This window comes from Pseudomonas sp. GW822-FHT05A08 (genome assembly GCF_058800485.1).
In genome coordinates, this window is sequence record NZ_CM179511.1 from 1,840,874 (window position 1) to 1,863,226 (window position 22,353).

The 22,353-nt window shown below is 64.0% G+C and carries 20 protein-coding genes; 13 read left to right on the forward strand and 7 right to left on the reverse strand.

Translation table 11 applies throughout. The features are described 5' to 3' along the window. Nucleotides 1–58: 58 nt before the first annotated feature. The 5 genes from AC3RCP_RS08385 to AC3RCP_RS08405 all read left to right on the forward strand — a co-directional run bounded on the left by AC3RCP_RS08385 (nucleotide 59) and on the right by AC3RCP_RS08405 (nucleotide 7,692). The gene (locus AC3RCP_RS08385; RefSeq protein ID WP_101337097.1) at nucleotides 59–1,744 is read left to right on the forward strand and encodes a ShlB/FhaC/HecB family hemolysin secretion/activation protein; all 1,686 of its coding nucleotides are present in this window, start codon (nucleotides 59–61) and stop codon (nucleotides 1,742–1,744) included. A gap of 74 nt (nucleotides 1,745–1,818) precedes the next feature. Next, nucleotides 1,819–4,854, forward strand: coding sequence for a two-partner secretion domain-containing protein (locus AC3RCP_RS08390; RefSeq protein WP_101337098.1), 3,036 nt, complete (start codon nucleotides 1,819–1,821; stop codon nucleotides 4,852–4,854). 186 nt (nucleotides 4,855–5,040) lie between these two features. Further along, nucleotides 5,041–6,213, forward strand: a complete 1,173-nt coding sequence (locus tag AC3RCP_RS08395) for a fimbrial protein (protein WP_037035347.1) — start codon at nucleotides 5,041–5,043, stop codon at nucleotides 6,211–6,213. Nucleotides 6,214–6,307: 94 nt separating this feature from the next. Further along, nucleotides 6,308–7,237 (forward strand): LysR substrate-binding domain-containing protein, encoded by a 930-nt coding sequence (locus AC3RCP_RS08400; RefSeq protein WP_007928849.1) that lies wholly within the window; start codon nucleotides 6,308–6,310, stop codon nucleotides 7,235–7,237. A gap of 92 nt (nucleotides 7,238–7,329) precedes the next feature. Further along, on the forward strand, nucleotides 7,330–7,692 hold the full coding sequence (locus AC3RCP_RS08405; protein ID WP_087089065.1) for a 5-carboxymethyl-2-hydroxymuconate Delta-isomerase: 363 nt from the start codon (nucleotides 7,330–7,332) through the stop codon (nucleotides 7,690–7,692). 24 nt (nucleotides 7,693–7,716) lie between these two features. On the opposite strand, the gene AC3RCP_RS08410 is transcribed toward AC3RCP_RS08405, so the two are convergent. From AC3RCP_RS08410 to AC3RCP_RS08430, 5 genes are all read right to left on the reverse strand, one after another. Further along, nucleotides 7,717–8,655: a LysR family transcriptional regulator gene (locus tag AC3RCP_RS08410; RefSeq protein WP_062823335.1), complete on the reverse strand. Its 939-nt coding sequence runs from the start codon at nucleotides 8,653–8,655 to the stop codon at nucleotides 7,717–7,719. Nucleotides 8,656–8,839: 184 nt separating this feature from the next. Then, entirely contained in the window at nucleotides 8,840–9,751 is a 912-nt protein-coding gene (locus tag AC3RCP_RS08415; protein WP_492569564.1) for a DMT family transporter, read from the reverse strand. A gap of 16 nt (nucleotides 9,752–9,767) precedes the next feature. Beyond that, nucleotides 9,768–10,952, reverse strand: a complete 1,185-nt coding sequence (locus tag AC3RCP_RS08420; RefSeq protein WP_101337100.1) for a cyanate transporter — start codon at nucleotides 10,950–10,952, stop codon at nucleotides 9,768–9,770. Between the two features lie 260 nt (nucleotides 10,953–11,212). Next, entirely contained in the window at nucleotides 11,213–11,683 is a 471-nt protein-coding gene (gene cynS / locus AC3RCP_RS08425; protein WP_009042607.1) for a cyanase, read from the reverse strand. A gap of 74 nt (nucleotides 11,684–11,757) precedes the next feature. Continuing rightward, complete coding sequence (locus AC3RCP_RS08430) at nucleotides 11,758–12,417, reverse strand: carbonic anhydrase (RefSeq protein WP_114759809.1); 660 nt, start codon at nucleotides 12,415–12,417, stop codon at nucleotides 11,758–11,760. Between the two features lie 123 nt (nucleotides 12,418–12,540). On the opposite strand from AC3RCP_RS08430, the gene cynR reads away from it, so the two are divergent. Then, nucleotides 12,541–13,455, forward strand: coding sequence for a transcriptional regulator CynR (gene cynR, locus AC3RCP_RS08435; protein WP_492569566.1), 915 nt, complete (start codon nucleotides 12,541–12,543; stop codon nucleotides 13,453–13,455). Here cynR and AC3RCP_RS08440 read toward each other — a convergent pair. Beyond that, nucleotides 13,428–14,210, reverse strand: coding sequence for a transporter substrate-binding domain-containing protein (locus tag AC3RCP_RS08440; RefSeq protein ID WP_087089057.1), 783 nt, complete (start codon nucleotides 14,208–14,210; stop codon nucleotides 13,428–13,430). The two genes, cynR and AC3RCP_RS08440, sit on opposite strands and share 28 nt — an antisense overlap. A gap of 261 nt (nucleotides 14,211–14,471) precedes the next feature. Here AC3RCP_RS08440 and AC3RCP_RS08445 point away from each other — a divergent pair, with 261 nt between their 5' ends. From AC3RCP_RS08445 to AC3RCP_RS08465, 5 genes are all read left to right on the forward strand, one after another. Then, nucleotides 14,472–16,121 (forward strand): phosphoethanolamine transferase, encoded by a 1,650-nt coding sequence (locus AC3RCP_RS08445; RefSeq protein WP_492569568.1) that lies wholly within the window; start codon nucleotides 14,472–14,474, stop codon nucleotides 16,119–16,121. 84 nt (nucleotides 16,122–16,205) lie between these two features. Beyond that, a complete protein-coding gene (locus AC3RCP_RS08450) occupies nucleotides 16,206–16,889 on the forward strand; it encodes a class I SAM-dependent methyltransferase (RefSeq protein WP_007926917.1) in 684 nt (227 codons plus the stop codon). A gap of 123 nt (nucleotides 16,890–17,012) precedes the next feature. After that, nucleotides 17,013–18,146: a ribonuclease D gene (gene rnd / locus AC3RCP_RS08455; RefSeq protein WP_007926916.1), complete on the forward strand. Its 1,134-nt coding sequence runs from the start codon at nucleotides 17,013–17,015 to the stop codon at nucleotides 18,144–18,146. Continuing rightward, the gene (locus tag AC3RCP_RS08460; RefSeq protein WP_007926915.1) at nucleotides 18,143–18,436 is read left to right on the forward strand and encodes a YcgL domain-containing protein; all 294 of its coding nucleotides are present in this window, start codon (nucleotides 18,143–18,145) and stop codon (nucleotides 18,434–18,436) included. The genes rnd and AC3RCP_RS08460 overlap by 4 nt, the downstream gene beginning before the upstream one ends. A gap of 127 nt (nucleotides 18,437–18,563) precedes the next feature. Next, nucleotides 18,564–19,496: a D-2-hydroxyacid dehydrogenase gene (locus tag AC3RCP_RS08465; protein WP_062823327.1), complete on the forward strand. Its 933-nt coding sequence runs from the start codon at nucleotides 18,564–18,566 to the stop codon at nucleotides 19,494–19,496. A 156-nt stretch (nucleotides 19,497–19,652) separates the two neighbouring features. Here AC3RCP_RS08465 and AC3RCP_RS08470 read toward each other — a convergent pair whose 3' ends face one another. Continuing rightward, nucleotides 19,653–20,246 carry a nitroreductase family protein gene (locus AC3RCP_RS08470; protein WP_087089047.1) on the reverse strand — a complete coding sequence of 198 codons (594 nt, stop codon included), beginning with the start codon at nucleotides 20,244–20,246 and terminating at the stop codon, nucleotides 19,653–19,655. Nucleotides 20,247–20,525: 279 nt separating this feature from the next. On the opposite strand from AC3RCP_RS08470, the gene AC3RCP_RS08475 reads away from it, so the two are divergent. Then, entirely contained in the window at nucleotides 20,526–20,975 is a 450-nt protein-coding gene (locus tag AC3RCP_RS08475) for a YcgN family cysteine cluster protein (RefSeq protein ID WP_007926912.1), read from the forward strand. A gap of 46 nt (nucleotides 20,976–21,021) precedes the next feature. Then, nucleotides 21,022–22,260, forward strand: coding sequence for a hypothetical protein (locus tag AC3RCP_RS08480; RefSeq protein ID WP_492569571.1), 1,239 nt, complete (start codon nucleotides 21,022–21,024; stop codon nucleotides 22,258–22,260). Nucleotides 22,261–22,353: the final 93 nt, after the last annotated feature.

Genomic DNA, 22,353 nt, shown 5'->3' on the forward strand with positions numbered 1-22,353 from the left:
GGCGAGTGCATCGTCATGCGGTTGCGGTCGAGCGCCCGAGGGTGCGCGACCGGTGGGCATGAGTCTGGGGCGGCGTGGGTCGTGTTTCGTGCTGGCGGCGCTGCTGCCCCTGGCGGTGCCCGATATCGCCCTGGCCTTGCAGGTGCCTAGCGCCGGTCAGGCGATGCGTGACATCGAGTCGGTCCAGCCGGTCCAGCCAGTCCCTTCGGAGCTGGAACTGGATCTGCCCAAGGCCGAGACGCCCGCCGCGCCCGCAGCCCCGGACACCTCCGGGATCCGGGTGCAGGTCCAGGCGTTTGCCATCGAGGGCAACCAGGTTTTCGCCACCGAGCGTCTGCAGCCGCTGCTGGCCGACCTGCAGGGCCAGGAGCTGGACCTGAACGGTTTGCGCGCAGCCGCGCAGCGTATTACCGACTACTACCAGAAGCGGGGTTATGTACTGGCCCGCGCTTTCCTGCCGCCCCAGGACATTGAAAACGGCCTGGTGCGGATCGCCGTGGTGGAGGGGCGTTACGGACGCATCGAAGTGCAGAACCGTTCGCGCGCCCTGGATCAGGTGGTGCATGCGCCGTTGTCGGCGCTGAACAGCGGCGAGGCGGTATACGACGCGGACCTGGAGCGCAGCCTCTTGCTGTTGAGCGACCTGCCCGGGGTCCAGGCTCGCGGCACCTTGCGTCCTGGCCAGGAGTACGGGACCACCGACCTGGTGATCGACGCCGAGCCCGGGCCTCTGCTGAACGGCACCCTGGAGGCGGACAACTTCGGTGGCTACTACACCGGTGAATACCGCCTGGGCGGCAGCCTCAACCTCAACAACCCCTTGCGCCTCGGCGACCAGCTCAGCCTGCGGGCGATGCGCAGCGACGAATCGCAGCGCTATTACCGTGCGGCCTACCAGTTACCGGTCGGGCCCTGGTCGACCCGCATCGGCGGTGCGTACTCGGAAATGAGCTACCGCCTGTACAGGGACTTCGAGGTCCTCGACTACCACGGTACCGCCAGCTTCCGCAGTTTTTTCGTCGCCCAGCCGCTGGTGCGCAGTCGCACCTTCGACCTCACTGCGCAACTGCAATACGAAGACAAACGGCTACGCGACGATATCGACCTGTTCGAATTCAGTAACCGCAAGCGGATCGGCCTGTGGACGCTGAGCCTCAGCGGCAACAGCCAGGACCGTTTTTTCCGGGGAGGCCAGAACTTCTTCGATCTGTCCTACGGCAGCGGCCGGTTGCGTTTTGGCGACCCCGAGGAAGAGGTTCGCGATGGTCGTACCGCGGGCAGCTCGGGCGGGTTCGCCAAGCTCAATCTCAACGCTGCGCGCCTGCAGCGCCTGAGCGACCGTTTCCAGCTCTATACCCGACTGAGTGCGCAATGGGCCAACAGCAACCTGGACAACTCGGAAAAGCTCGGCCTTGGCGGTCCCTACGGTGTGCGTGGCTATCCACTGGGCGCCGGCAGCGGCGACCAGGGCTGGCAGGCCAGTGCCGAACTGCGCTACGCCCTGGCCCCGCGCTGGCAGCTCAGCGCCTTCGCCGACAACGGCACGGTCAAGGTCGATCGCCAACCCTGGACCTCCGAAAACAATACCCGCCGGATCACGGCGACCGGTATCGGTGCCAGCTGGGCGGGGCCTTCGCAGCAAGTCAACCTGACGCTCGCCTGGCCGCTGCATGACAACGGCAAGACCCGGGACAAGCCGGAGCGCCGCCCCCAGGTCTGGATGAACGCGACGCAATATTTCTAGTACCTGCTCGTAGCAGGAGTGGTGTCGTTCTGCAAATGGTTTGCAGAACGTTCTTTAGTGAAGAGGGCGTTACCGTGAACAAAATGTATGCACTGGTTTGGAACCAGGCCCTGGCATGCTGGAATGTGGCTCATGAAGGGGCACGTCGCCGGCGCAAGTCGGGTGCGCGCAAGGGGATGGTCGTGGCGGCTGTCAGCCTGCTGGGAGCGGGCGCCATGTCCTCGGCATTCGCCCTGCCGACGGGGGGAACCGTGGTGCACGGTACGGGCGATATTCTGATCTTCGACAATAACAAGGAAATGTCGATCAACCAGCATACCGACAAGCTGATCACCAACTGGAACGACTTCAGCGTCGCAAAGGGCGAGAGGGTTACCTTCAACCAGCCCGGTAAAAGCTCGGTTGCGCTGAACCGCGTCATCGGAACCAATGCCAGTAACATCCAGGGCCGGATCAATGCCAATGGCCAGGTGTTTCTGGTCAACCCCAACGGCGTAGTGTTCGGCCAGGGCGCCCAGGTCAACGTGGGTGGTCTGGTGGCTTCGACCCGAAGCATCAGCGACGATGACTTCAAGGCCGGCAAATACAATTTCTCGGGCAACTCGTCGGCGGAGATCATCAACAACGGCGACATCATTGCCGACCAGGGCGGCAACGTGGCGCTGCTGGGGACCAACGTTCGCAACGATGGGGTGATCCAGGCGCAAATGGGGCGGGTGGTACTGGGGGCGGGGGACAAGTTCACCGTGAACTTCGACGGCAACAACCTGCTCAACCTGCAAGTCGATGGTGCCGCAGTGGATGCCCTGGTGAAAAACGGTGGCCTGCTCAAGGCTGACGGCGGCCAGGTGCTGATGACCGCCAAGAGTGCCGGCGACATGTTGCGGACCGTGGTCAACAACCAGGGCACCATCGAGGCCAATACCCTGCGTGGCACAGCCGGCAAGATCACCCTCGATGGCGGCGATATGGGCAAGGTGCTGGTGGGCGGGGCGATGACTGCCAGTGCCATCGGCGCCGTGGGTAATGGCGGTGTGATCGAGACCAAAGGCGCGAATACCGAGGTGCAACTGGCGACCCGGGTCAATACCCAGGCCAGCAACGGCCAGACCGGCAGTTGGAAGATCACCTCGCGCGAGGTCAAGGTCAACCCGACAGCGGCATCGGGCAGCGACACCGCCTACGCTGATACCTTGTCGAACAACCTGGCGACCACCAATATCGAACTGGCCAGCAGTGCCGGCGATGTGGTGGTGGGTGGTCCCGTCACCTGGAACAGTGGCAATCAGCTGAAGCTGTCTTCCAAGCGCGACATCGAGGTCAATGGCGGACTGGCCAGCACCGGTATCAAGGCCCGGGTCGAGATGAATGCCGATAAAGCCATCCGGCTCAACGGCAACGTGACCCTCAGTGGGGCCAATGCCAGCCTCGGGATGAACCATGGCAGCGGCTATGCCCTGGGGCAGGACGCGAAGGTCACTCTGTCCGGTACCGGGGCCTCGTTCGATTCGAACGGCGCGCTTTACGATGTCATTCAAAACACCGCCCAGTTGCAGGCGGTCAATAACAACCTCAATGGCTTGTATGTCCTGGGGACCGACATCAAGGGGTACGGCAACTTCAAGTCCATTGGTGGCAATGGCACCTTCTCTGGCGTCTTCGATGGCCTGGGCAATACCGTCAGCGGTTTCACGGTGACCAATACCGGGCCTATGGTTGGTCTGTTCGCCGGCAACTCGGGCAGTATCAGTAACCTGAAACTGGCCAACATGACCGTCAATGGCACTACCTCCGGAGTGGGCTTCAGCTATATCGGCGGCCTGGTGGGGGTGAACACCGGGACCCTGACCAACGTCAGCGCCACTGGCCTGCGCGTCAACGCCAACGCCTCGAACACCAACGTCGTGGGTGGTTTGGTCGGGCTCAATGCTGGCGGTGCGATCGATCGCGCATCGGTGGGGGGCAACTCCTACGTGAATGGCAACAGCTATACCACGTCGGTGGGTGGCCTGGTCGGTGAAAACGTTTCAGGGGGTGCGGGTTCCGCGAGCATTACCAACAGTTTGGCGAATGTCGCCATCGGCGGGTACCTGGCGCGCAACTTCGCTGGTGGTGCGGGCGGCCTGGTCGGTACCAACAGGGGCGGTTATATCGCCGACTCTTCCAGCAGCGGTTCAGTCGGTAACTACTCGTACAGTTATGTGGGCACGAATATAGGCGGGCTGATCGGTTACAACCAGGCAGGCACGGTCGAGCGGTCCAGCTCCTCGGCAACGGTGCAGGGTCACAGCGCCAGCAACATTGGCGGCCTGATCGGGTTCAACACCAACAGTGCGGTCAGGGAGTCCAGCTTCAGCGGTAAGGTCAACGGTTACGGCAGTGCCTCGGCAGGCGGGCTGATCGGTTACAACCAGAACAGCACGCTGAACGACGTCAAGACCAGCGGTACGGTCTACGACACTTCGGGCACCAATGTCGGTGGCCTGGTCGGCCAGAACTTCTACGGCAAAATAGACACCGCCGAGGCCTTGGCCAATGTCACCGCGGGCGCCAACAGCAATACCGGCGGGCTGATCGGCAGCAACTACGGCGGTACCGTCAGCCACGTCGTGGCTCGCGGCAAGGTCGTGGCAGGCAGCAACAGCAATGTCGGCGGGCTGATCGGCAACAACGACGGTGACCTGAGTTCGGTCGAAGCCAGTGGTGAAGTCCGGGCCGGGAGCAACAGCTTCGTGGGTGGCCTGGTGGGTACCAACGGTCGCACCCTGGGCTCGACTATCGAAACCGCTACGGCCAAGGGCACTGTCTACGGTGATCGGGACAGTAACATCGGTGGGTTGGTGGGGCAGAACCATGGCCAGATCTCCAACTCCCTGGCCCTGGGCTCGGTGAGCGGCGGTTACTACACCAGGCTCGGCGGCCTGGTGGGGCTGAACATGGGCAAAGTTCGTCAATCGGTGGCCAGTGGCAAGATCAACGCCAATTACCCGAGCTACCAGACTTACGGCGGCCTGGTCGGCGTCAACTATGGCGAGATGAAATACAACTCGGCACTGGGCGAGGCTGCCCAGGTACCGCTTTCCGGCATGAACCTGGGAATCATCCAGTAACCCTCGGCACCACCCGCTGATACCCAGGTATCGCGGGTTCCCGATACGTCATGCCGCGGCATGGCGTATCGGTTTTTCAGGATTCATCACCTCTTTCAGGATGACCCGCGATGCGGGTCTTCCATGAGCAACGAAACCCGGTCGGCCAACACGGCCGGGCTCAAGCAGAGCATGGAGAATGGCCCCATGACCCACCTATTGGCGTTGAGGCCCGCCGGCCACGTACGTCGGTTCTACCGCAGTGCCCAGGTACTGGCTTGTCTGCTCCCGGGCTTGATCGGCGCGACGGCCCAGGCCGCCTTGGTGGAAAGCCAGGCGATCGACTGCTCGTTCAGTAACGGTGCCGGCCGGCCCTGGGTGGAAGTGACGCCGTTGACCAGCACCACGCCGGTAGGCTCCGTCCTGTGGCAACGACCGGTGGCCCTGATCACCAACTACCGATATGGCGGGGCTACGGGTAACAAGGCCCATGAGCTGGTCTCTGCCGGATACTGGACCGCGGGTACCCCGCTGCCCGACGCCATCGCCCCGACCAACATCGACGGCATCGGTTTCAAGATCGCGGTGAACTCCTCCGACGGCGTCCTCAGGAATATCACCCAGGTGTCCAAACCCGTAGCGCTGGAAAAGAACCAGGTTATCTATGACCCCAGCGCAGGCCAGAACCAGCGCTCGCTGATGGTGACCAACTATCTGCAATCGCTGATCCTCACGGTGCCCCCCAGCCAGTTGCCCAGCGGCGAGCTGGTGATCGACCGTGTCGCCGGCAGCTCGGGGCTGATGCTGTATGCGGTCGACCTGCTCAAGGGGGTGGCCAGCCTGGGAGGGGAGGTCACCATCCCGAGCGACAACATGCCCATCGGCATCTGCCGCAAGCCCTACTCGTTGATGGGCCCCGCCATCATCAATATGGGCGGGGGAGGCGGGATCACCGTTCCCAACACCTGCGTGGTGGAGTCGTACAGGACCATCCCGGTGAAGCTCGGGCGTTTCTCCCTGGCCAATTTTCCCAAGGTGGGTTCGACCTCGTCGCCGGTACCGTTTCGCATCGAGCTGAGCCAGTGCGCATTGAATGCCAGGCCGCAGATCACCTTCACCGACAAAGTTGCCGCTCACACCGACCCGTCGGTACTCAACCTGGCGGCTTCGCCCAACAGCGCCAAGGGCTTCGGCATCATCATGATCAACGACCTGAACGGGCAGCGGGTCAAATACGACGGCACCCGCTACGACATGCAACGGGTGGGCGACAGCGCGATCATCCCGCTGCGGGCCGGCTACATCCGCACCGGCAGCGATGCCGAGGTCAAGGTCGGCGACGCCGATGGCGCGGCGGAGTTCACCTTTACCTTCCCCTGAGTCATTCAGGGTTGAACCAAGCCCCTTCGATGGCGATAGACGCCGTTGCGGGGCCTTTCTACACTGGGCTCCGACCTGGGGATGGAGCACGCGGATGAATCGCAACGAACTGCGCAAGGCCGATATCAACCTGATGGTGGTGTTCGAAACCCTGATGCTCGAGCGCAATGTGACCCGGGCGGCGGAGAAGCTGTTTCTCGGCCAGCCGACCATCAGTTCGGCGCTCAATCGCTTGCGCGCGATCTTCAACGATCCGCTGTTCATTCGTGTGGGCCACAGGATGGAGCCGACCGCCCGCGCCGAGGAGCTGATCCAGCACCTGTCGCCGGCGCTGGATGCCTTGTCCTCGGCCTTGAGCCTGACCCACGATTTCGATCCCGCCAGCAGCACCATGACCTTTCGCATCGGCTTGTCCGACGACGTCGAGTTCGGCCTGTTGCCGCCGCTGCTGCGGACCTTGCGCCAGGAAGCGCCGAAGGTGGTGTTCGTGGTGCAGCACGCGGACTACTGGCGGATCCCGGACCTGCTGGCCGCCGGCGACATCACCGTGGGCATCAGCCAGACCCGCGGGCTGCCGGCCAATGCCAAGCGCAAGCTGCTGCGGCATATCCAGCCCAGCGTGCTGCGCGCCGATGCCAGCGACACGCCACTGACCCTCGACGAATACTGTTCCCGTCCGCATGTGCTGGTGTCGCACACGGCCAATGTCAGCGGCTTTGCCGATGAATGGCTGGCCGAGATCGGTCGACAGCGCCATGTGGTGTTGTCGGTGCCGCAGTACAGTTCGCTGCCGGCGTTGCTGGCGGGGACCGACATGATCGCCAGCCTGCCGGACTACACGGCGGCGGCCATGGCGGCGTCGGGGCAGTTGTTCCAGGAGCCGTTTCCGTTCAAGACCCCGACCCTGGACCTGTCCATGGTCTGGCTCAGCCATGTCGACACCGACCCGGCCGAACGCTGGCTGCGTTCGCGGCTGGAGGCGTTCATGAGCGACCGTGACCTGGCGCCGCTCAAGGCGCGTTGAACTCTTATCCCTTCGTAGAGGACTCAGGCAGGCGGTCGCGAGGCGTGTAGTATGGAGCGCCTTTTCACCCCCACCTTTCAGGGAGCTCCGCCATGCCTCATCTGCATATGGAATACACCGCCAACCTGTCGCAACTGGATGCCGACAAGGCCTTGCTGCGGTTCAACAACGCGTTGGTGGCATCCGGGCAGTTCGCTGAATACGACATCAAGAGCCGCGCGCGCAAGGTCGAGACGTTTCGCGTCGGCACCGGCCTCGGCGAGCGGGCGTTCGTGCATGTGAAGCTGTCGTTGCTCAGCGGGCGTTCGCCAGAGATCAAGAAGCAGCTTTCGCAAAGCCTGCTGGCGGTGCTGCAGGAACTCTGTGAATGGCCGGCTGGCGTCGAGTTGCAACTGGCGGTGGAGATCCTGGATATCGACCGCGAGTCCTACGGCAAGCTCAGCATCGGCCACTGAGCCGGAATGCCACAGGGCCTGGACCTACAATAGGCCCTGCTGCGCGCAGACCTTGACCACTTGCTCGCGGAACCAGGTGTTGGCGCTGTCCTGGTCGGTGTGGGCGCTCCATTGCATGTCCAGGGTAAAGCCCGGCAGGCCGTTGGGCGCTTCGCAATGGCTGAACACCGCGTCGTTGGTCAGCAGCGCCTGGATGCGCCGCGGCAGGGTCAGGATGAAGTCGGTGCCGGTGATCATTTTCAGCGCCGCGCTGTAGCTGTTGGAGCGCGCGACGATCTGCCGCCGGTGGGCCTGGCGGGCCAGCCAGCCATCGACCATGTTGGTGGTCGAGGTCCAGGGCGTGGGGTAGACGTGCCGGCGCTCGACGAACGACTGCAGGCTGAAACGCGGCTCCAGCGGCGGTGTCGCGCGCTTGTCGAAGACACACACCAGGTCATCCTCGAGCAGCACCTGAGACTTGAGGTCGGGGTGGTTGTGGTGAAAGTTCGGGCCGAAGCAGATCACCAGGTCCAGGCTGCCATCGCGCAGTTCCTCGGCGGGGATGTCGGTTTCCAGCTTGTGCACATTGACCGACACCGGCAGGTCGGCGAAGTCGAAGCCCTTGAGCAGGCGGGGCAGGATCAGCAGTTCGAAGTATTCCGGCGCGCAGATGTTGAAGGTAACGGCCTGGCGGGTCGGGTCGAAAGCCTGGACCCCGGAATGGCACAGGTTGATGCTCTCGAGAATCTTCAGCACATGGCTGTACATGGTGGTGGCTTTGTAGGTCGGACGCATGCCGGTGCGGGTATTGATGAACAGCTCGTCCTCGAAGCCGGTGCGCAGTTTTTTCAGGCAGTAACTGACGGTCGACTGACTCACGCACAGGGTTTCCGAGACCCCGGTCACGCTGCTTTGCTCGTACACGGCGACGAACACCATCAGGTCCTGCATATCGAGCTTTCTAAGCAAGTTACTGTTCAGCATCAGTTCCGTCTCGTTGAGCACCTCGCGCGGTCGTGCGCAAACCTGCCTGATGCTAACGGAACGATCGTCCTAATTGAATCCTTGCCCCGGGGTTTCACGGATAGCGAAGGGACAATTAATTCCGAGAACACGACCTGTGCGGTATGGCGCGGCGCGTAGCGGCTTGTCCCTTGGTGTTGTGCCTTCAACCGGGCACCGGGACTGGCCGGCGGCTGCCGAGGATCAGGGCGAGCATGCCCAGGCCCACCAGCAGCGCGCCGAGCAGCTCGCTCGGCAAGGGATGCCGGCCCAGCCCGAACCAGTGGAAGAGGGTGATGAACAGGGTGCTCAGGTAGATGTAGGAAATCACCGTGGCCGGTGCGATCACCCCGATGGCCCGGTGCAGCAGCCAAAAAGTCGCCAGGGTGGCGAACAAGGCCAGGTACAGCAGCCACACACCGTCGTTGAGCGTGAGCAGGACGGCGCTGCGCCAGCCACCACCCGGCAGGCAGAAGGCGAACAGGAACAGCGCGCCGAACAGCATGTTCCAGAAGGTCATGGCGGCCGGGCTGCGATCTTTCAGGCTGGTGGTTTTCAGCCGTTGGCTCAGCGGTGAATAACCGGCCATGGCCAGGCAACCGACTCCATACACGCCGACCGCGTAGAGCGACGGCATGCCCTCGGGGCCCGAGCCCCTGAAGGTCAGCAGCATGGCCCCGGCGGCCGCCAGCAGCATCGGCAACAGGCGGTTTTTTGCTGGGTTGTCGCTCAGCAGGAGGCCCTCGAACAGCAGGGTCAGCAGCGGTACCAGGGCGAACAGGATGCCGGTATTGACCGCCGAGGTATGCCGCAGGGCCTCGAACAGCGAAGCGAAATAGATCGCCAGCAGCAACCCAAGCATGGCATGCGCCCGCAGCCCGGCGCGGTTGATCCGGAACGTGCCGTTGAGCCACAGCGCCGGCACGAACATCAGGGCCGACAACAGCAGGCGCAGGCCCGTCAGCAACAGCGGGTCGACGGCCTGGCTGACCCGGGCCGCGGCGAAAAAAGAAGCGGCGATCAACACCGCCCACAGCAGCATGCCGAGATGGGCGTTGAGCAAGCTGGTGGGCTTCATGAGCGCGTTCTCCGGGTCATTGGAAGTGGCGGTGGTAGTGCCGCGGATCGAAGCGCAGGACCATCAGGATCATCAGCGCCATGACCGCGGTCAGCGACCACCAGGCCCATTCGAAACTGCCCAGGCGGTCGCGGATGATCCCGGCGAGCAGCGGCGACAGGCCGGCGATCAGGTAGCCGATGCCTTGCACGAAGGCCGTCAGGCCACCGGCGCGCCGCGGATTGTCCAGGTGGTCGAGGGACACGATCAGGCTCATGGGAAACAGCCCGCCGATACCCAGACCGAGCAGGAACGGCCAGAGCAGGCTCAGGTGCCGGGGGCTGAGGATCAGCCCGCAGAAGCCGGCGATGATCAGCACCAGCAAGGCCACCAGCACCCGGCGACGGTCCTGGCTGTGGTTGGCGATGGCCGGCGTCACCAGGCCCGAGACCACCTCCATGGCGGTGAGAAATCCCAGCAGCAGGCCGGCGTCCTGTTCGCTCCAGCCCTGTTCCACGTAATAGGGGGCCAGCCACGCCAGGACGCAGGTGTAGGACGCCGTGCCCAGGCCGAAGAAGATCGCCAGCAGCCAGGCGCGACGGTTGCCGGCAAAAGATTCGTGGTGCGTCGCGGCGCCCGGCAGTTTCGGCATGGCCGCCCGTTGCGCGTACCAGAACAGCAGCGCCAGGACCGCCAGCGCCGCCCAGATCGCCAGGCCCAGCCGCCAGCTGCCGGTGCGGCTCATCACCAGCGGGGCAAAGGACGCCGCGACCGCCGCGCCCCCCATGATCGAGGTGACGTACAGGCCCATGAACAGCGAGACATTCTCGGGAAAGCGCGACTTGATCAGTGCCGGCATCAGCGACTGGATCAGGGCGATGCCGAGGCCGGCGAGCACGGCGCTGAGGATCAGTTCGGCGGCCGAATCGAGGAACAGCCGCGACAGGGTGGCCAGGCCAATGACCAGCAGCGAAACCACCACGCTGCGGTGGTCGCCCAGGCGCTGGCCGATGCGCACGCCGAAGAACATCGCCAGGCCCATGGCCATGACCGGCAGCATGGTCAGCAGCGCGGCGCCGCTGAAACTCAGGGCGATATCACCACGAATCCCGGACAGCAGGGGGCCGACGGCGGCCATCGACGGCCGCAGGTTCAAGGCCACCAGCGTCACGCTGAGCATCAGCCAGAAGACGGGGCGGGTTGTCGCGCGAACGTTTTCCATAACCAGACCTTGAACAATTCAGGCGCTGATTAGGCGGGGAGGGGCGTGGCCGGAGCAAATCAGAAAGTGTGCAGGACTATCTAGAAATCAAATAACACCTGTAGCCGCTGCCGCAGGCTGCGCTGGGCTGCGAAGCAGCCCCCAAACCTGCACACGCGGTCTGCCGGAAGCACCACGTTGCCCGGGCCAGTCCTGCGGCCTGGATCGCAGCCTGCGGCAGCGGCTACAGAGGCCCGCGACGGTGCGCGGGCCTCGGGCGATCAGAACGGCTTGGTCGGCAGGTACTTGCCATCCAGGGTGATCACCGCGCGGGAACCGCCCTCCGGGTCTTCGACTTTCTTGATGTCGAGCTTGAAGTTGATGGCGCTGATGATGCCGTCGCCGAACTGCTCGTGGACCAGCGCCTTGAGGGTCGAACCGTAGACCTGGAGCATTTCATAGAAGCGGTACACGGTCGGGTCGGTGGGGATGCCGCCGGGGATGCTGCCGCGCGACGGAATGCTTTGCAGCAGGCGGCTGGCGTCCTGGTCCAGGTCGAGCTTGCTGCAGACCAGGTCGGCGGCCGCGGCCGGCAAGGCATGCTGGCCGAGCAGGGCGGCGGTGACGAACGCCAGGCTCAGGCCGGTGCCGTCGGTGAGCTGTTGCCACGACAGGTTCTTGCGCGCCTTGGCGTCGATGATGGTGTCGGCCAGGGCCAGGCGTGGGGCTTGGGCGAATTGGGATTGCAGCATGTCGAGTTCCTCGTTGGGGATGGTGAAACGGTTGTTGAACGAGCCGTTGAAAAAGGCTTGTGAAAAGAGAGCACTCACGCCGCGTGTCGCGGTTTGCCGACCAAGGCGCAGGCGTCGGGGTGTTCGGCCAGGGACACGAAGCCCTGGCTCGGGCCGTCCAGCGCGGCAATGGCGCCGCTGGCGATGTCGTAGACCCAGCCGTGCAGGTTCAGCCGGCCCTGTTCCAGGGCCAGGGCGACCGCGGGATGGGTCTTCAGGTTAGCCAACTGGGCGATCACGTTTTCCCGCACCAGGGCATCCAGGCGGGCTGCGTCCGAGGCATGGCTGCGGGCGGCATTGACCACCTTGGCCGACTCGGCATGGCGCAGCCAGTTGGCCACGGCCGGCAGATGGTCCAGGCATTTGCAGGTGGAGATGGCGGTCATGGCGCCGCAGTCCGAATGCCCGCAGATCACGATGTCGCTGACCCCGAGCACGGCCACCGCGTACTCCACGGTGGCCGACACACCGCCCGGTTCCGGCCCGTAGGAGGGCACGATATTGCCGGCGTTGCGGATCACGAACAGATCGCCTGGCTCCTGCTGGGTCAGCAGTTCCGGCACTACCCGGCTGTCGGAGCAGGTGACGAACAGGGTGCCGGGGTTCTGGGTGGTGGCCAGTTGCTTGAACAGCTCGCTGCGTTTCGGGAAGGCTTCGCGCTGGAACTTGAGGAAGCCGTCGATGATGTGCCGCATGGTGGTTCTCCTTGCATCGCTGATGGCGCAAGGATGGGAAATTTCAGCTATAGCGTCCAAGACTGGCTTGTTATGCTGGCCATAAGTACTGCCTATAGTTGGCGGTCCTGGCCTGGAGACACCATGCTGCTACGTCATATCCGTTACCTGCTGGCCGTCGCCGAGCACGGCAACTTCACCCGCGCCGCCGAAGCCTTGCACGTGTCCCAGCCGACGCTGTCGCAACAGATCAGGCAACTGGAGGACAGCCTCGGCGCGCCGCTGTTCGACCGCTCGGGGCGCACCGTGCGCCTGACCGACGCCGGCGAGGCCTATGTGCGTTATGCGCGGCTGGCCCTGCAGGACCTGGAGGCTGCCAGGCGCGCCATGCATGATGTGCAGGATCTGCGGCGCGGCTCGTTGCGCCTGGGCATGACCCCGACCTTCAGCACTTACCTGGCGGGGCCGCTGTTGACCCGTTTCAACCAGCGGTATCCGGGGATCGCCCTGAGCCTTGAAGAGATGACCCAGGACCGACTGGAAGCGGCCCTGGCCGAAGACCGCCTGGACCTGGGCATTGCCTTTGCCGGGCAGCACCTGCCGGACATCGACAGCCAGCTGTTGTTCGAGGAGAGCCTGAGCCTGATGGTCAGCCGCGAGCAGCAGCCCGAGCTACCGCGGGAACTGACGGCGGCCGAGCTGGAGCGGCAGCCGCTGGTGCTGCTCAGCGGCGATTTCGCCACCCGCCAGCATATCGACCGTTATTGCCGCGAGCAGGGCATGACGCCGCGCATCGCCATCGAAGCCAACTCCATCGGCGCTATTGTCGAAATCGTTCGCCGCGGACAACTGGCGACCATCCTGCCGCTGGCCATTACCCAGGAGCAGCCGGGCCTGAGGCCGGTGATCCTGCAACCGCCCCTGGCGCCCCGCAGCGTGGCGCTGCTGGGGCGCAAGGGCGCTTATCGCAGCGCCGCGTGCCAGGCTTTTCGCGAGCTGCTGACGGCTGCTTGTCGCGAGCGGCTGACGGCTCAGGGCGTGGGCGCCGCCAGCCACTGATTGACCACGCCGCTGTAGAAACCGGTGGCCTTGCTCAGGTGCAGCCACTGGTCGACGTAGCTTTTCCAGGCGACGTCGTCCCGTGGCAATAGGAAGGCTTTTTCACTGTATTGCAGGTACTGCTCGGGGTTCACCGCGCACAGCCCCGGCTTGAGTTTCTGCTGGAAGCGCGCTTCGGAAGCGTCGGTGATCATCACGTCGGCCTTGTTCTCCAGCAGTTGCTCGAAGATGGTCACGTTGTCGGCGAACAGGGTCAGGCTGGCCTTGGGCAGGTGGGCCCGGGCGAAGATTTCGTTGGTGCCTCCCGGCGGTTCGATCAGGCGCACCGAAGGCTGGTTGATCTGCTCGACGGTCTGGTAGCGCTGCTTGTCGGCGCACCGCACCAGGGGGATTTTCCCGTCGACGCCCAGGGTGTCGCTGAAGAAGGCTTTCTTCTGCCGCTCCAGGGACACGGAAATACCGCCCACGGCGATGTCGCACTGGTTTGCCAGGAAGTCCGGCATCAGGGTTTTCCAGGTGGTCTTCACCCACTTCACCTCGACCCCCAGGCTTTGCGCCAGGGACTGCGCCATCGAAATGTCGATGCCTTCGTAGGCACCGTCCGCGCGCAGGTAGGTGTAGGGCTTGTAGTCGCCGGTGGTGCAGACGTTCAGGTGTCCGCGTTCGATGACCTGATCCAGGTGCGAGGTGCTTGGCGCGGCAAAGGCCGGGGCGCTGAGGGTCAGCAGCGAGCAGAGCAGAAGGCGTGCTTTCATGCGGTCGATCCTTGATGACGAGGGAGTGGCCGAGGGCGGCTCATTATTTGCGCCAGGCTCGAATGGGGCAAGGCGCATCGCTCGCCAGTGCGCGCGGGTCGTTTTCGCCGAAAAAAGTTTTGGCAAAGGGCTATCCAACTATTTGTTGGCTTCTTTTTCACGAAACGTTGATGGTCGGCTACCTAAAGTTCGTGCTGTCGTGGGCGGTCATTGAATAACAGGCCTGACGACGCACTTCTTTCAAGGAACAAGTCGATCGTCATGCTAAACATCAAACCCCTGCGTCCCGAATGGGTGACGTTGATTGCCTGCGCCTTTTTATTGCTTGGCTGCAACTTTGTGCTCTGGCAGCACCTGTTTAGCATTACCGCCTCGGACACCCGCGGCATTGCCATGCGCGTGGCTTTCGGGGTGATGATCTTCTGTGCCTTCAACCTTATCCTGACCTGGCTGGCGTTTCGCCGGATATTTAAGCCGGTGCTGGTTTTATTGTTTATGGTCAGTGCCGGCGTGGCTTATTTCATGAGCCAGTACGGAGTGCTGATAGATGCCGGAATGTTTCGCAACTTTGCCGAAACCAATGCAACGGAAGTGCGTGACTTACTTTCCCTGAAGTTGCTTGTTTATATTCTGCTGCTGGGTGTATTGCCTTCCTGGTTATTGTGGAAAGCCCCGATCAATTATCGTCGCTGGCACCGCGAGTTATTGAGCAAGTTGCTGGTTTCCGTTATGTGCGCGGCGGCCATTGGCGGGGTCGCCCTGGCCAACTATCAGGGGCTGGCCTCGTTGTTTCGCAATCACCATGAATTGCGCCTGATGATAGTGCCGAGCAACTACGTGGGCGCTTCCTTCGGTTATCTGCGTGAGCAAGTGGTCTCGGCGCGCCAGCCCTTCGTCAAGATCGGGGAAGATGCCCAGCGCAATCCGACCTGGCAAAACCATGCGCGCAAGTCGCTGACGGTGCTGGTGGTCGGCGAAAGTGCCCGGGCCGAGAACTTCGGCGTGCTGGGCTACGAGCGCGACACCACGCCGAAACTCAGCCAGGAAAACGGCCTGATCGCCTTTACCGATGTGTCTTCCTGCGGCACCGAGACCGCGGTCTCGGTGCCCTGCATGTTCTCCAACATGGGGCGCAAGAACTACGACGCCAGCAAGGCGAAGAACGAGGAAGGGCTGCTGGACGTGCTCAAGCGCGCCGGGCTCGAGGTGATCTGGCGGGACAACCAGTCCGGCTGCAAGGGCACCTGCGACCGGGTGACCCTCGATGACGTCAGCAAACTCAAGGACCCGGCGCTCTGTGCCAACAGCGAATGCCGCGACGAGATCCTGCTCCAGGGCCTGCAGCACTTCATCGATACCCTGGACAAGGACACCGTGCTGGTCCTGCACCAGATGGGCAGCCACGGGCCGGAATACTTCAAGCGCTACCCCAAGCAATACGAGCGCTTCACCCCGGTGTGCCAGAGCAACGCCCTGAACAATTGCAGCCGCGAGAGCATCGTCAACGGCTACGACAATACGCTGCTGTACACCGACCACGTGCTGGCGACCCTGATCGACCTGTTGCGCAGCAACCAGGACAAGGTCGATACCGCCATGCTCTATCTGTCGGACCACGGCGAGTCCCTGGGCGAATACAACCTGTTCCTGCATGGCACGCCCTACATGCTCGCGCCGTCGCAGCAGAAACATGTGGCGATGCTGGCCTGGTTCTCGGACAGCTATCAGAAGGCCTTCTCGGTGGACACCCATTGCCTGCAACTGAGCCGGGAAAAACCGCTGAGCCAGGACAACCTGTTCCACTCGATGCTCGGTCTGCTGGAGGTCGACAGCCGGGTCTACCAGCCCGACCTGGACCTGTTCGCCGGCTGCCGGGGTAGCGTGGTCGACGGCGTGCTGGCGCGGCAATGAAGCCTTGATCGGCGTTCGACCTTTTTTTCACGATCGGGGCAGTAACCTGTTTTTCATCCAAGACTTACAAGAGCCAGCAGATCCATGTCCGCGCACCCTCCATCCCCCCTCGAGCTCGAGTTCGCCAGGCGTTATGACCAGGCGCACGCGCGCGTCTGTGGCGACGAGCGCCCGCTCGGGCTGGGGCGGCGCCTGTCGTTGTGGCGCGACGAGTGGCTGGTTCGCCGCGCGTTGAAGGTGGCGGGCGAGCCGGGGCTGATTCTCGATCTTGCGTGCGGCGCGGGGCGTTTCTGGCCGGTGCTGGGCGAGCACAGTAATCGGGTGATCCTGGCGGCGGACCCGTCCCAGGACATGCTCAACCACGCCCAGACCCATCACCCGGCGAGCCTGCTCAGGCGGGTCAGGACTTTCCAGAGTTCGTCGTTCAGCATCGGCCTGTCGGCCAACGCGGTGGACTGCATCGTTTGCCTGCAACTGTTCCCCCATGTCGCCAGCAGCGAGGCGCGGCTGGCGTTGCTGGGCGAATTCCATCGGGTCAGTCGCGACTCGGTGATCCTCGCGGTGCGCATCGACAGTCGCTTGAAAGTCATGCGCGACCGGCTGGAGGGCAACGACACCCTGCAATTGCAGCGTGCTCCACGCATGGACGTCAGCCGGGCGCGGGTCGAGGCCGAGTTCAAGGGCGCGGGGTTCGAAGTGCTCAGCCACCAGGATTTCATTCCCGGCTGCGCCGCCTGGCGGGTTTACGTCCTGCGCAAACAGGGGTAGCCGACGGCGTTCGGACTATTCTTGTGGCCCGGGCGCCGATTTCGCGCAGGCTCTTGTCGAGTGAATGCTCAGAAATCGCCGAGGGCGATATATACTGCGCGCCATTCTTCAAGGGAGAGCCGTGTGGCCATCGATATTCACTGGATTCGCGACAACGATAGCCTCGGTCAATTCTGCACCGAGTGGCAGAAGCTGCCATTCGTCGCCCTCGACACCGAATTCATGCGGGTCGACACCTTCTATCCGATCGCCGGCCTGTTGCAGGTCGGCGATGGCCAGCGCGCTTACCTCATCGACCCCTTGACCATCGACGACTGGCAGCCGCTGGCAGCCTTGCTGGAGAACAGCGCGGTGGTCAAGGTGGTGCACGCCTGCAGCGAGGACCTCGAAGTCCTGCTGCGCCTGACCGGCAGCCTGCCGGCACCGTTGTTCGACACGCAACTGGCGGCCGCCTACCTGAACCTGGGTTTCTCCATGGGCTACTCGCGGCTGGTCCAGGAAGTGCTGGGCATCGAGTTGCCCAAGGGCGAGACCCGCTCCGACTGGCTGCAACGCCCGCTGTCGGAAACCCAGGTCAGCTACGCCGCCGAAGACGCCGTGCACCTGGCGGAGGTCTTCACCCGGCTGCGGCCGAAACTGTCCGAGGACAAATACAACTGGGTGCTGGAAGACGGCGCCGAGTTGGTGGCCAACCTGCGCCGCGAAGTCGATCCCTATGAGGTCTACCGCGAGGCCAAGCTGGCCTGGAAACTGTCCCGCGCGCAACTGGCGGTGCTGCGTGAGCTCTGCGCCTGGCGCGAGCGTGAGGCGCGGGCACGGGACCTGCCGCGCAACCGGATCGTGCGCGAGCACTCGCTGTGGCCGTTGGCCAAGAGCCAGCCGGACAACCTCGGCGCCCTGGCGAAAATCGAAGACATGCACCCGCGCACTGTGCGTCAGGACGGCGAGTTCCTGCTGGGCCTGATCAAGCGTGCCGCCAGCGTCAGCCCTGACCAGTGGCCGCCGGCCGTCCCCGAGCCGTTGCCGATGGAAGCCTCGGCCCTGCTCAAGCGCCTACGCGCCGTGGGCCAGGCCGAAGCCGAGCGCCTGGGCATCGCCCCGGAACTGATGCTGCGCAAGAAAACCCTGGAAAGCCTGCTCAAGAGCGGCTTTCCCAACGGACCCTACCAATTGCCCGATTCGCTGCGTGGCTGGCGCCGCGAATTGATGGGCCAGGCGCTGCTCGACAGCCTGGCCACCGCCGGAGAACAGCCATGAAACGTATCTGCTCGATCTACAAAAGCCCGCGCAAGAACGAGATGTACCTCTATGTGCTCAAGAGCGATGCCCTGGAGCGCGTGCCGGAAAACCTGCTGGCGGCGTTCGGCAAGCCGCAGCACGCCTTCGACCTGGTGCTGAGCCCGGAGCGCAAGCTGTCGCGCGAGGACATCCACCAGGTGCTGGAAAACCTTGAGAAGCAGGGTTACCACCTGCAGATGCCACCGGCCGAGGACGAGTACATCGAGCACTTGCCCGAAGAGCTGCTGCGCCGTAATGATCCGGTCTGACGGACACCTGTAGAGGCCCTGTCCGGGGCATCGTTGAAAATGGAACTGATTCTATCTGGCGGCTGCCGCGATCGATGGAGCGATACTCCGTCGGTGGCTGCCTGCACCGTTTTGTAAGGTTTGAACCATGCGCGTTCTGATTGCCGAACACGATCACGCTATTTATGCCCGTTTGTTGCGTCAGCTGGCACCTGACCTGGAAGTGCTCACCAGCGGCGATTCCGCCGAGCTGTCGAAGCTGGCCGCGGACTGCCCGGTCTGGCTCGGCCAGCCGGACCTGCTGGCCACCCTGTTGCGCCAGGGCCACCAGCCGCAGTGGCTGCAATCGACCTGGGCCGGCATCACGCCGCTGCTCGCCGACGGCCTGCCACGCCATTACCGTCTGACCCGCGCCGTGGGGATCTTCGGCCAGGTCATGGCCGAATACGTGCTCACCTACATGCTCGGTCACGAGCGCGAAGTCTTGGCGCGCCTGGTCAGCCAGGTCGAGCGCAAGTGGGATAACCGCACGGGCCAGAGCCTGGCCGGGCGCAAGGTGCTGATCGTCGGCGCGGGCGATATCGGCCAGAGCGTGGCGCAGTTCCTGCTGCCATTCGGCGTCGAGCTGTACGGCATCGCCAGCGAAGCCCGGGAGCAGGCGCCGTTTGTCGAAGTGGCGGCGTTGGCGGAGCTGGGACGCCTCGTGGGCGAAGTGGATTATGTGGTCAACCTGCTGCCCAACACCCCGCACACCCATGACCTGTACGACGCGGCGCTGTTCAAGCGTTTCAAGCCGACCGGCCTGTTCATCAACGTCGGTCGCGGGGTCGCGGTGGTCGATGCGGATCTGGTGGAAGCCTTGAAGGAAGGGCATCTGGCGGGGGCGGTGATCGACGTCTGCCGCCAGGAACCGCTGCCGCAGCGCCATCCGTTCTGGACCGCCTGGGGCCTGCTGCTGACCGGCCACAGCTCGGCGCCGACCTCGCCGACCCTGATGGCGCAGCTGTTCATCGACAACCTGCGGGCCTATCAGGCCGACACGGCGTTGCGTGGCGAAGTGGATTTCACCCGCGGGTATTGAGGCGCTGCGCAGAGGGGGGCTGATGCCGCCTTTTGCGTGGACCCTGTAGCCGCTGCCGCAGGCTGCGACCGGCTCCGAAGGCGACGTGCTCTTGAGGGCCTCGGAAGGCCCTTCGGGCCTTATCGCAGCCTGCGGCAGCGGCTACAGGTTGCTGGTTTACAGGCTGAAATCGCCTTCGGCCGCGGTTTCGCTCAGCGGGCGACGCGGGCTTGGCTCTTCGCGGGCCTGCAAGTATTCGGCGAGGCTCGCCTTGTCACCCAGCTTGCCGACGGCCACGGCGGCATGCAGGGCATAACCTTCTGGAATCTTCAGCTCCTTGCGGGTCAGCTCCTGGTCGAACCCGGCCATGCCGTGGGTGTGCCAGCCGCTGATGCTGGCTTGCAGGGCCAGGTGGCCCCAGGCCGAGCCGGTGTCGAAGGTGTGCCACAGGGCCGGGGTTTCCTCGCTGGCGCCAGGCGCGGTGAAGGTGGTTTTCGAGATCACGATCACCAATGCCGAGGCGTGCTGCGCCCAGCCACGGTTGAACTCGTTGAGCAGGCCGAGGAAACGTTCCCAGTTCGGCGTGTCGCGGCGCGCATACAGGAAGCGCCACGGCTGCGAGTTGTAGGCCGACGGCGCCCAGCGCGCGGCTTCGAAGAAGCTCAGCAGGGTTTCCTCGGGAATGGTTTCGCCGGTGAAGGCGCGCGGCGACCAGCGCTCGGTGAACTGCGGGTGGATGGCGTACTCGGCAACGCGGGGATTGGCGCTCATGACAGGGATTCCTGGCTACGTTTGAGAATGAAAGGTGGATAAACCGGCAAGCGCAGTTGAACTGAGCAACGGGGTTTTTCCTGACCCTGGGCGATTCACCGGTGCGACGCGGTCGAGCGTTAATGGCACGCGGACATAGGGCTTTGCGACAGGCAAAGCTACTGCGCGGCATGCCACCTGACAAGTAGTGCCTTACCGACAGTCGCCAGCGCTTGGCCCGCGGGGCCTTGGGCACTAGACTGGCGGCCTTTTCCCTGTCCGATACCGATTACCTGAGCCATGGCCGCCAAAGTTGAACCCTTCTGGATCCGCAAAACCCTCGAACAACTCGATCAGGAGGAGTGGGAGTCGTTGTGCGACGGTTGTGGCCTGTGCTGCCTGCAGAAGCTCGAGGATGAAGAAGACAACAGCGTCTACTACACCCGCATCGCCTGCAAACTGCTGGACCTGAAGACCTGTCAGTGCAGCGACTACGCCAACCGCCGGGCCTCGGTGCCGGATTGTATCCAGCTAACCCCGGGTAAGGCCGATGAGTTCAAATGGCTGCCGCCGACCTGCGGTTATCGCCTGGTCAGCGAGGGCAAGGACCTGCCGCTCTGGCACCATCTGGTGTGCGGTGACCGCGATGCGGTGCACCACGAGCGTATTTCCCAATCCGGACGGATGCTCGCCGAAGGCAGCGTGGCCGAGGAAGACTGGGAAGATCATCTGATTTTCCGCGCCGGCTGAGGGTACGCCGCGCTCGCGTTCAAGGTTGTTTCACGAAGGAGTGTGTATGGCTGTGGGGGCAAGGCTGGCGCTGGCCGGCTGGCTGCTGGTGCTCAGTGCGCCGGGGTGGGCGGCGAAAAAAGTCGATCTGGATTACCACGTGCGCCTGTTGCCGCAGAGCGACCAGGCCGAGGTGCGCCTGACCCTGGCGGACGGCGCGGCGGTGCGCAGCCTGGATTTCGACCTGGGCACGCATGGCGATTACAGCGACTTCAAGGCCGACGGCCAATGGCAGTCCGGCGCGCCCAAGCCTCCCGCGGTACAGCGCGGCGTATGGCGCCCGGTCGGCGGCAAGGCCAGCCTGAGCTACCGGGTGCGGATCAGCCACAGCCTGAAGAAGGACAGCTTCGACAGCCGCATGACCCCGCACTGGGCCTTGTTGCGTGGCGACACGCTGGTGCCGGCGGCGAAGCTCGACCAGCAGGACGGCATCGAGCTGGTGTCGCGCCTGGAGTTCGAGTTGCCCGCGGGCTGGAAAAGCGTGGAAACCGCCTGGCCGCGGATCGGCAAGAACCGTTTCCGTATCGATAATCCCGCGCGCCTGTTCGACCGGCCCACCGGCTGGGTGCTGGCCGGTGCCCTGGGCAGTCGTCGCACCCGGCTGGGGGAGACCGAAGTCACGGTGGCCTCGCCGCAAGGGCAGGGCATGCGGCGCATGGATGTGCTGACCCTGCTGACCTTTGTCTGGCCGCAGATCCAGGCGACCTTTCCCCGTCATCCAACCAAGTTGCTGATCGTCGGCGCGGCCGACCCGATGTGGCGCGGCAGCCTGGCCGGGCACGATTCGCTGTTCTTGCACAGCCGCCTGCCGCTGGTCAGCGAGAGCGGCGCCAGCCCGCTGCTGCGCGAAGTGATCCAGGTCTTTGCCCGGATCAATGACAGCGAGCGCAGCGACTGGATCGGCGAGGGCCTGGCGGAGTACTACGCCATCGAATTGATGCGCCGCGCCGGCGGCATGAGCGACGAGCGTTACCAGGCCCTGGAGACCCGGTTGGCCAAGAGCGGCCACGGCGTCAGCAGCCTGCGTGGCGAACAGGTGGACGCGCCGGTGGTGGCCAGGGCGGTGCTGCTGTTGCAGGAACTGGATCGGGAGATCCGCCTGAAGACCCGCAACAAGCGTTCGCTGGATGACGTGACCCGGGCGGTGATGCGTCTGGAGCGTGTCAGCACCAAAGAGTTCATCCAGCTCAGCGAGAGCGTGCTGGACGGCTCGTCGAAGGTGCTCGACAGCGATTTGTTGCGCTAGTGGGGTCGACCGCTTTGCGGTCATCGCGAGCGAGCTCGCTCCTACAGGTTTTGCGCAATCCCCTGTAGGAGCGAGCTTGCTCGCGATAGCGCC

Excerpts from the sequence above, each read along its gene's own strand:
- AC3RCP_RS08385 (WP_101337097.1), top strand. The coding sequence starts at position 59 with ATGAGTCTGGGGCGGCGTGGGTCGTGTTTCGTGCTGGCGGCGCTGCTG.
- AC3RCP_RS08395 (WP_037035347.1), top strand. The coding sequence starts at position 5,041 with ATGACCCACCTATTGGCGTTGAGGCCCGCCGGCCACGTACGTCGGTTC.
- AC3RCP_RS08400 (WP_007928849.1), top strand. The coding sequence starts at position 6,308 with ATGAATCGCAACGAACTGCGCAAGGCCGATATCAACCTGATGGTGGTG.
- AC3RCP_RS08405 (WP_087089065.1), top strand. The coding sequence starts at position 7,330 with ATGCCTCATCTGCATATGGAATACACCGCCAACCTGTCGCAACTGGAT.
- AC3RCP_RS08410 (WP_062823335.1), bottom strand. The coding sequence starts at position 8,655 with ATGCTGAACAGTAACTTGCTTAGAAAGCTCGATATGCAGGACCTGATG.
- AC3RCP_RS08415 (WP_492569564.1), bottom strand. The coding sequence starts at position 9,751 with ATGAAGCCCACCAGCTTGCTCAACGCCCATCTCGGCATGCTGCTGTGG.
- AC3RCP_RS08420 (WP_101337100.1), bottom strand. The coding sequence starts at position 10,952 with ATGGAAAACGTTCGCGCGACAACCCGCCCCGTCTTCTGGCTGATGCTC.
- cynS (WP_009042607.1), bottom strand. The coding sequence starts at position 11,683 with ATGCTGCAATCCCAATTCGCCCAAGCCCCACGCCTGGCCCTGGCCGAC.
- AC3RCP_RS08430 (WP_114759809.1), bottom strand. The coding sequence starts at position 12,417 with ATGCGGCACATCATCGACGGCTTCCTCAAGTTCCAGCGCGAAGCCTTC.
- cynR (WP_492569566.1), top strand. The coding sequence starts at position 12,541 with ATGCTGCTACGTCATATCCGTTACCTGCTGGCCGTCGCCGAGCACGGC.
- AC3RCP_RS08440 (WP_087089057.1), bottom strand. The coding sequence starts at position 14,210 with ATGAAAGCACGCCTTCTGCTCTGCTCGCTGCTGACCCTCAGCGCCCCG.
- AC3RCP_RS08445 (WP_492569568.1), top strand. The coding sequence starts at position 14,472 with ATGCTAAACATCAAACCCCTGCGTCCCGAATGGGTGACGTTGATTGCC.
- AC3RCP_RS08450 (WP_007926917.1), top strand. The coding sequence starts at position 16,206 with ATGTCCGCGCACCCTCCATCCCCCCTCGAGCTCGAGTTCGCCAGGCGT.
- AC3RCP_RS08460 (WP_007926915.1), top strand. The coding sequence starts at position 18,143 with ATGAAACGTATCTGCTCGATCTACAAAAGCCCGCGCAAGAACGAGATG.
- AC3RCP_RS08465 (WP_062823327.1), top strand. The coding sequence starts at position 18,564 with ATGCGCGTTCTGATTGCCGAACACGATCACGCTATTTATGCCCGTTTG.
- AC3RCP_RS08470 (WP_087089047.1), bottom strand. The coding sequence starts at position 20,246 with ATGAGCGCCAATCCCCGCGTTGCCGAGTACGCCATCCACCCGCAGTTC.
- AC3RCP_RS08475 (WP_007926912.1), top strand. The coding sequence starts at position 20,526 with ATGGCCGCCAAAGTTGAACCCTTCTGGATCCGCAAAACCCTCGAACAA.
- AC3RCP_RS08480 (WP_492569571.1), top strand. The coding sequence starts at position 21,022 with ATGGCTGTGGGGGCAAGGCTGGCGCTGGCCGGCTGGCTGCTGGTGCTC.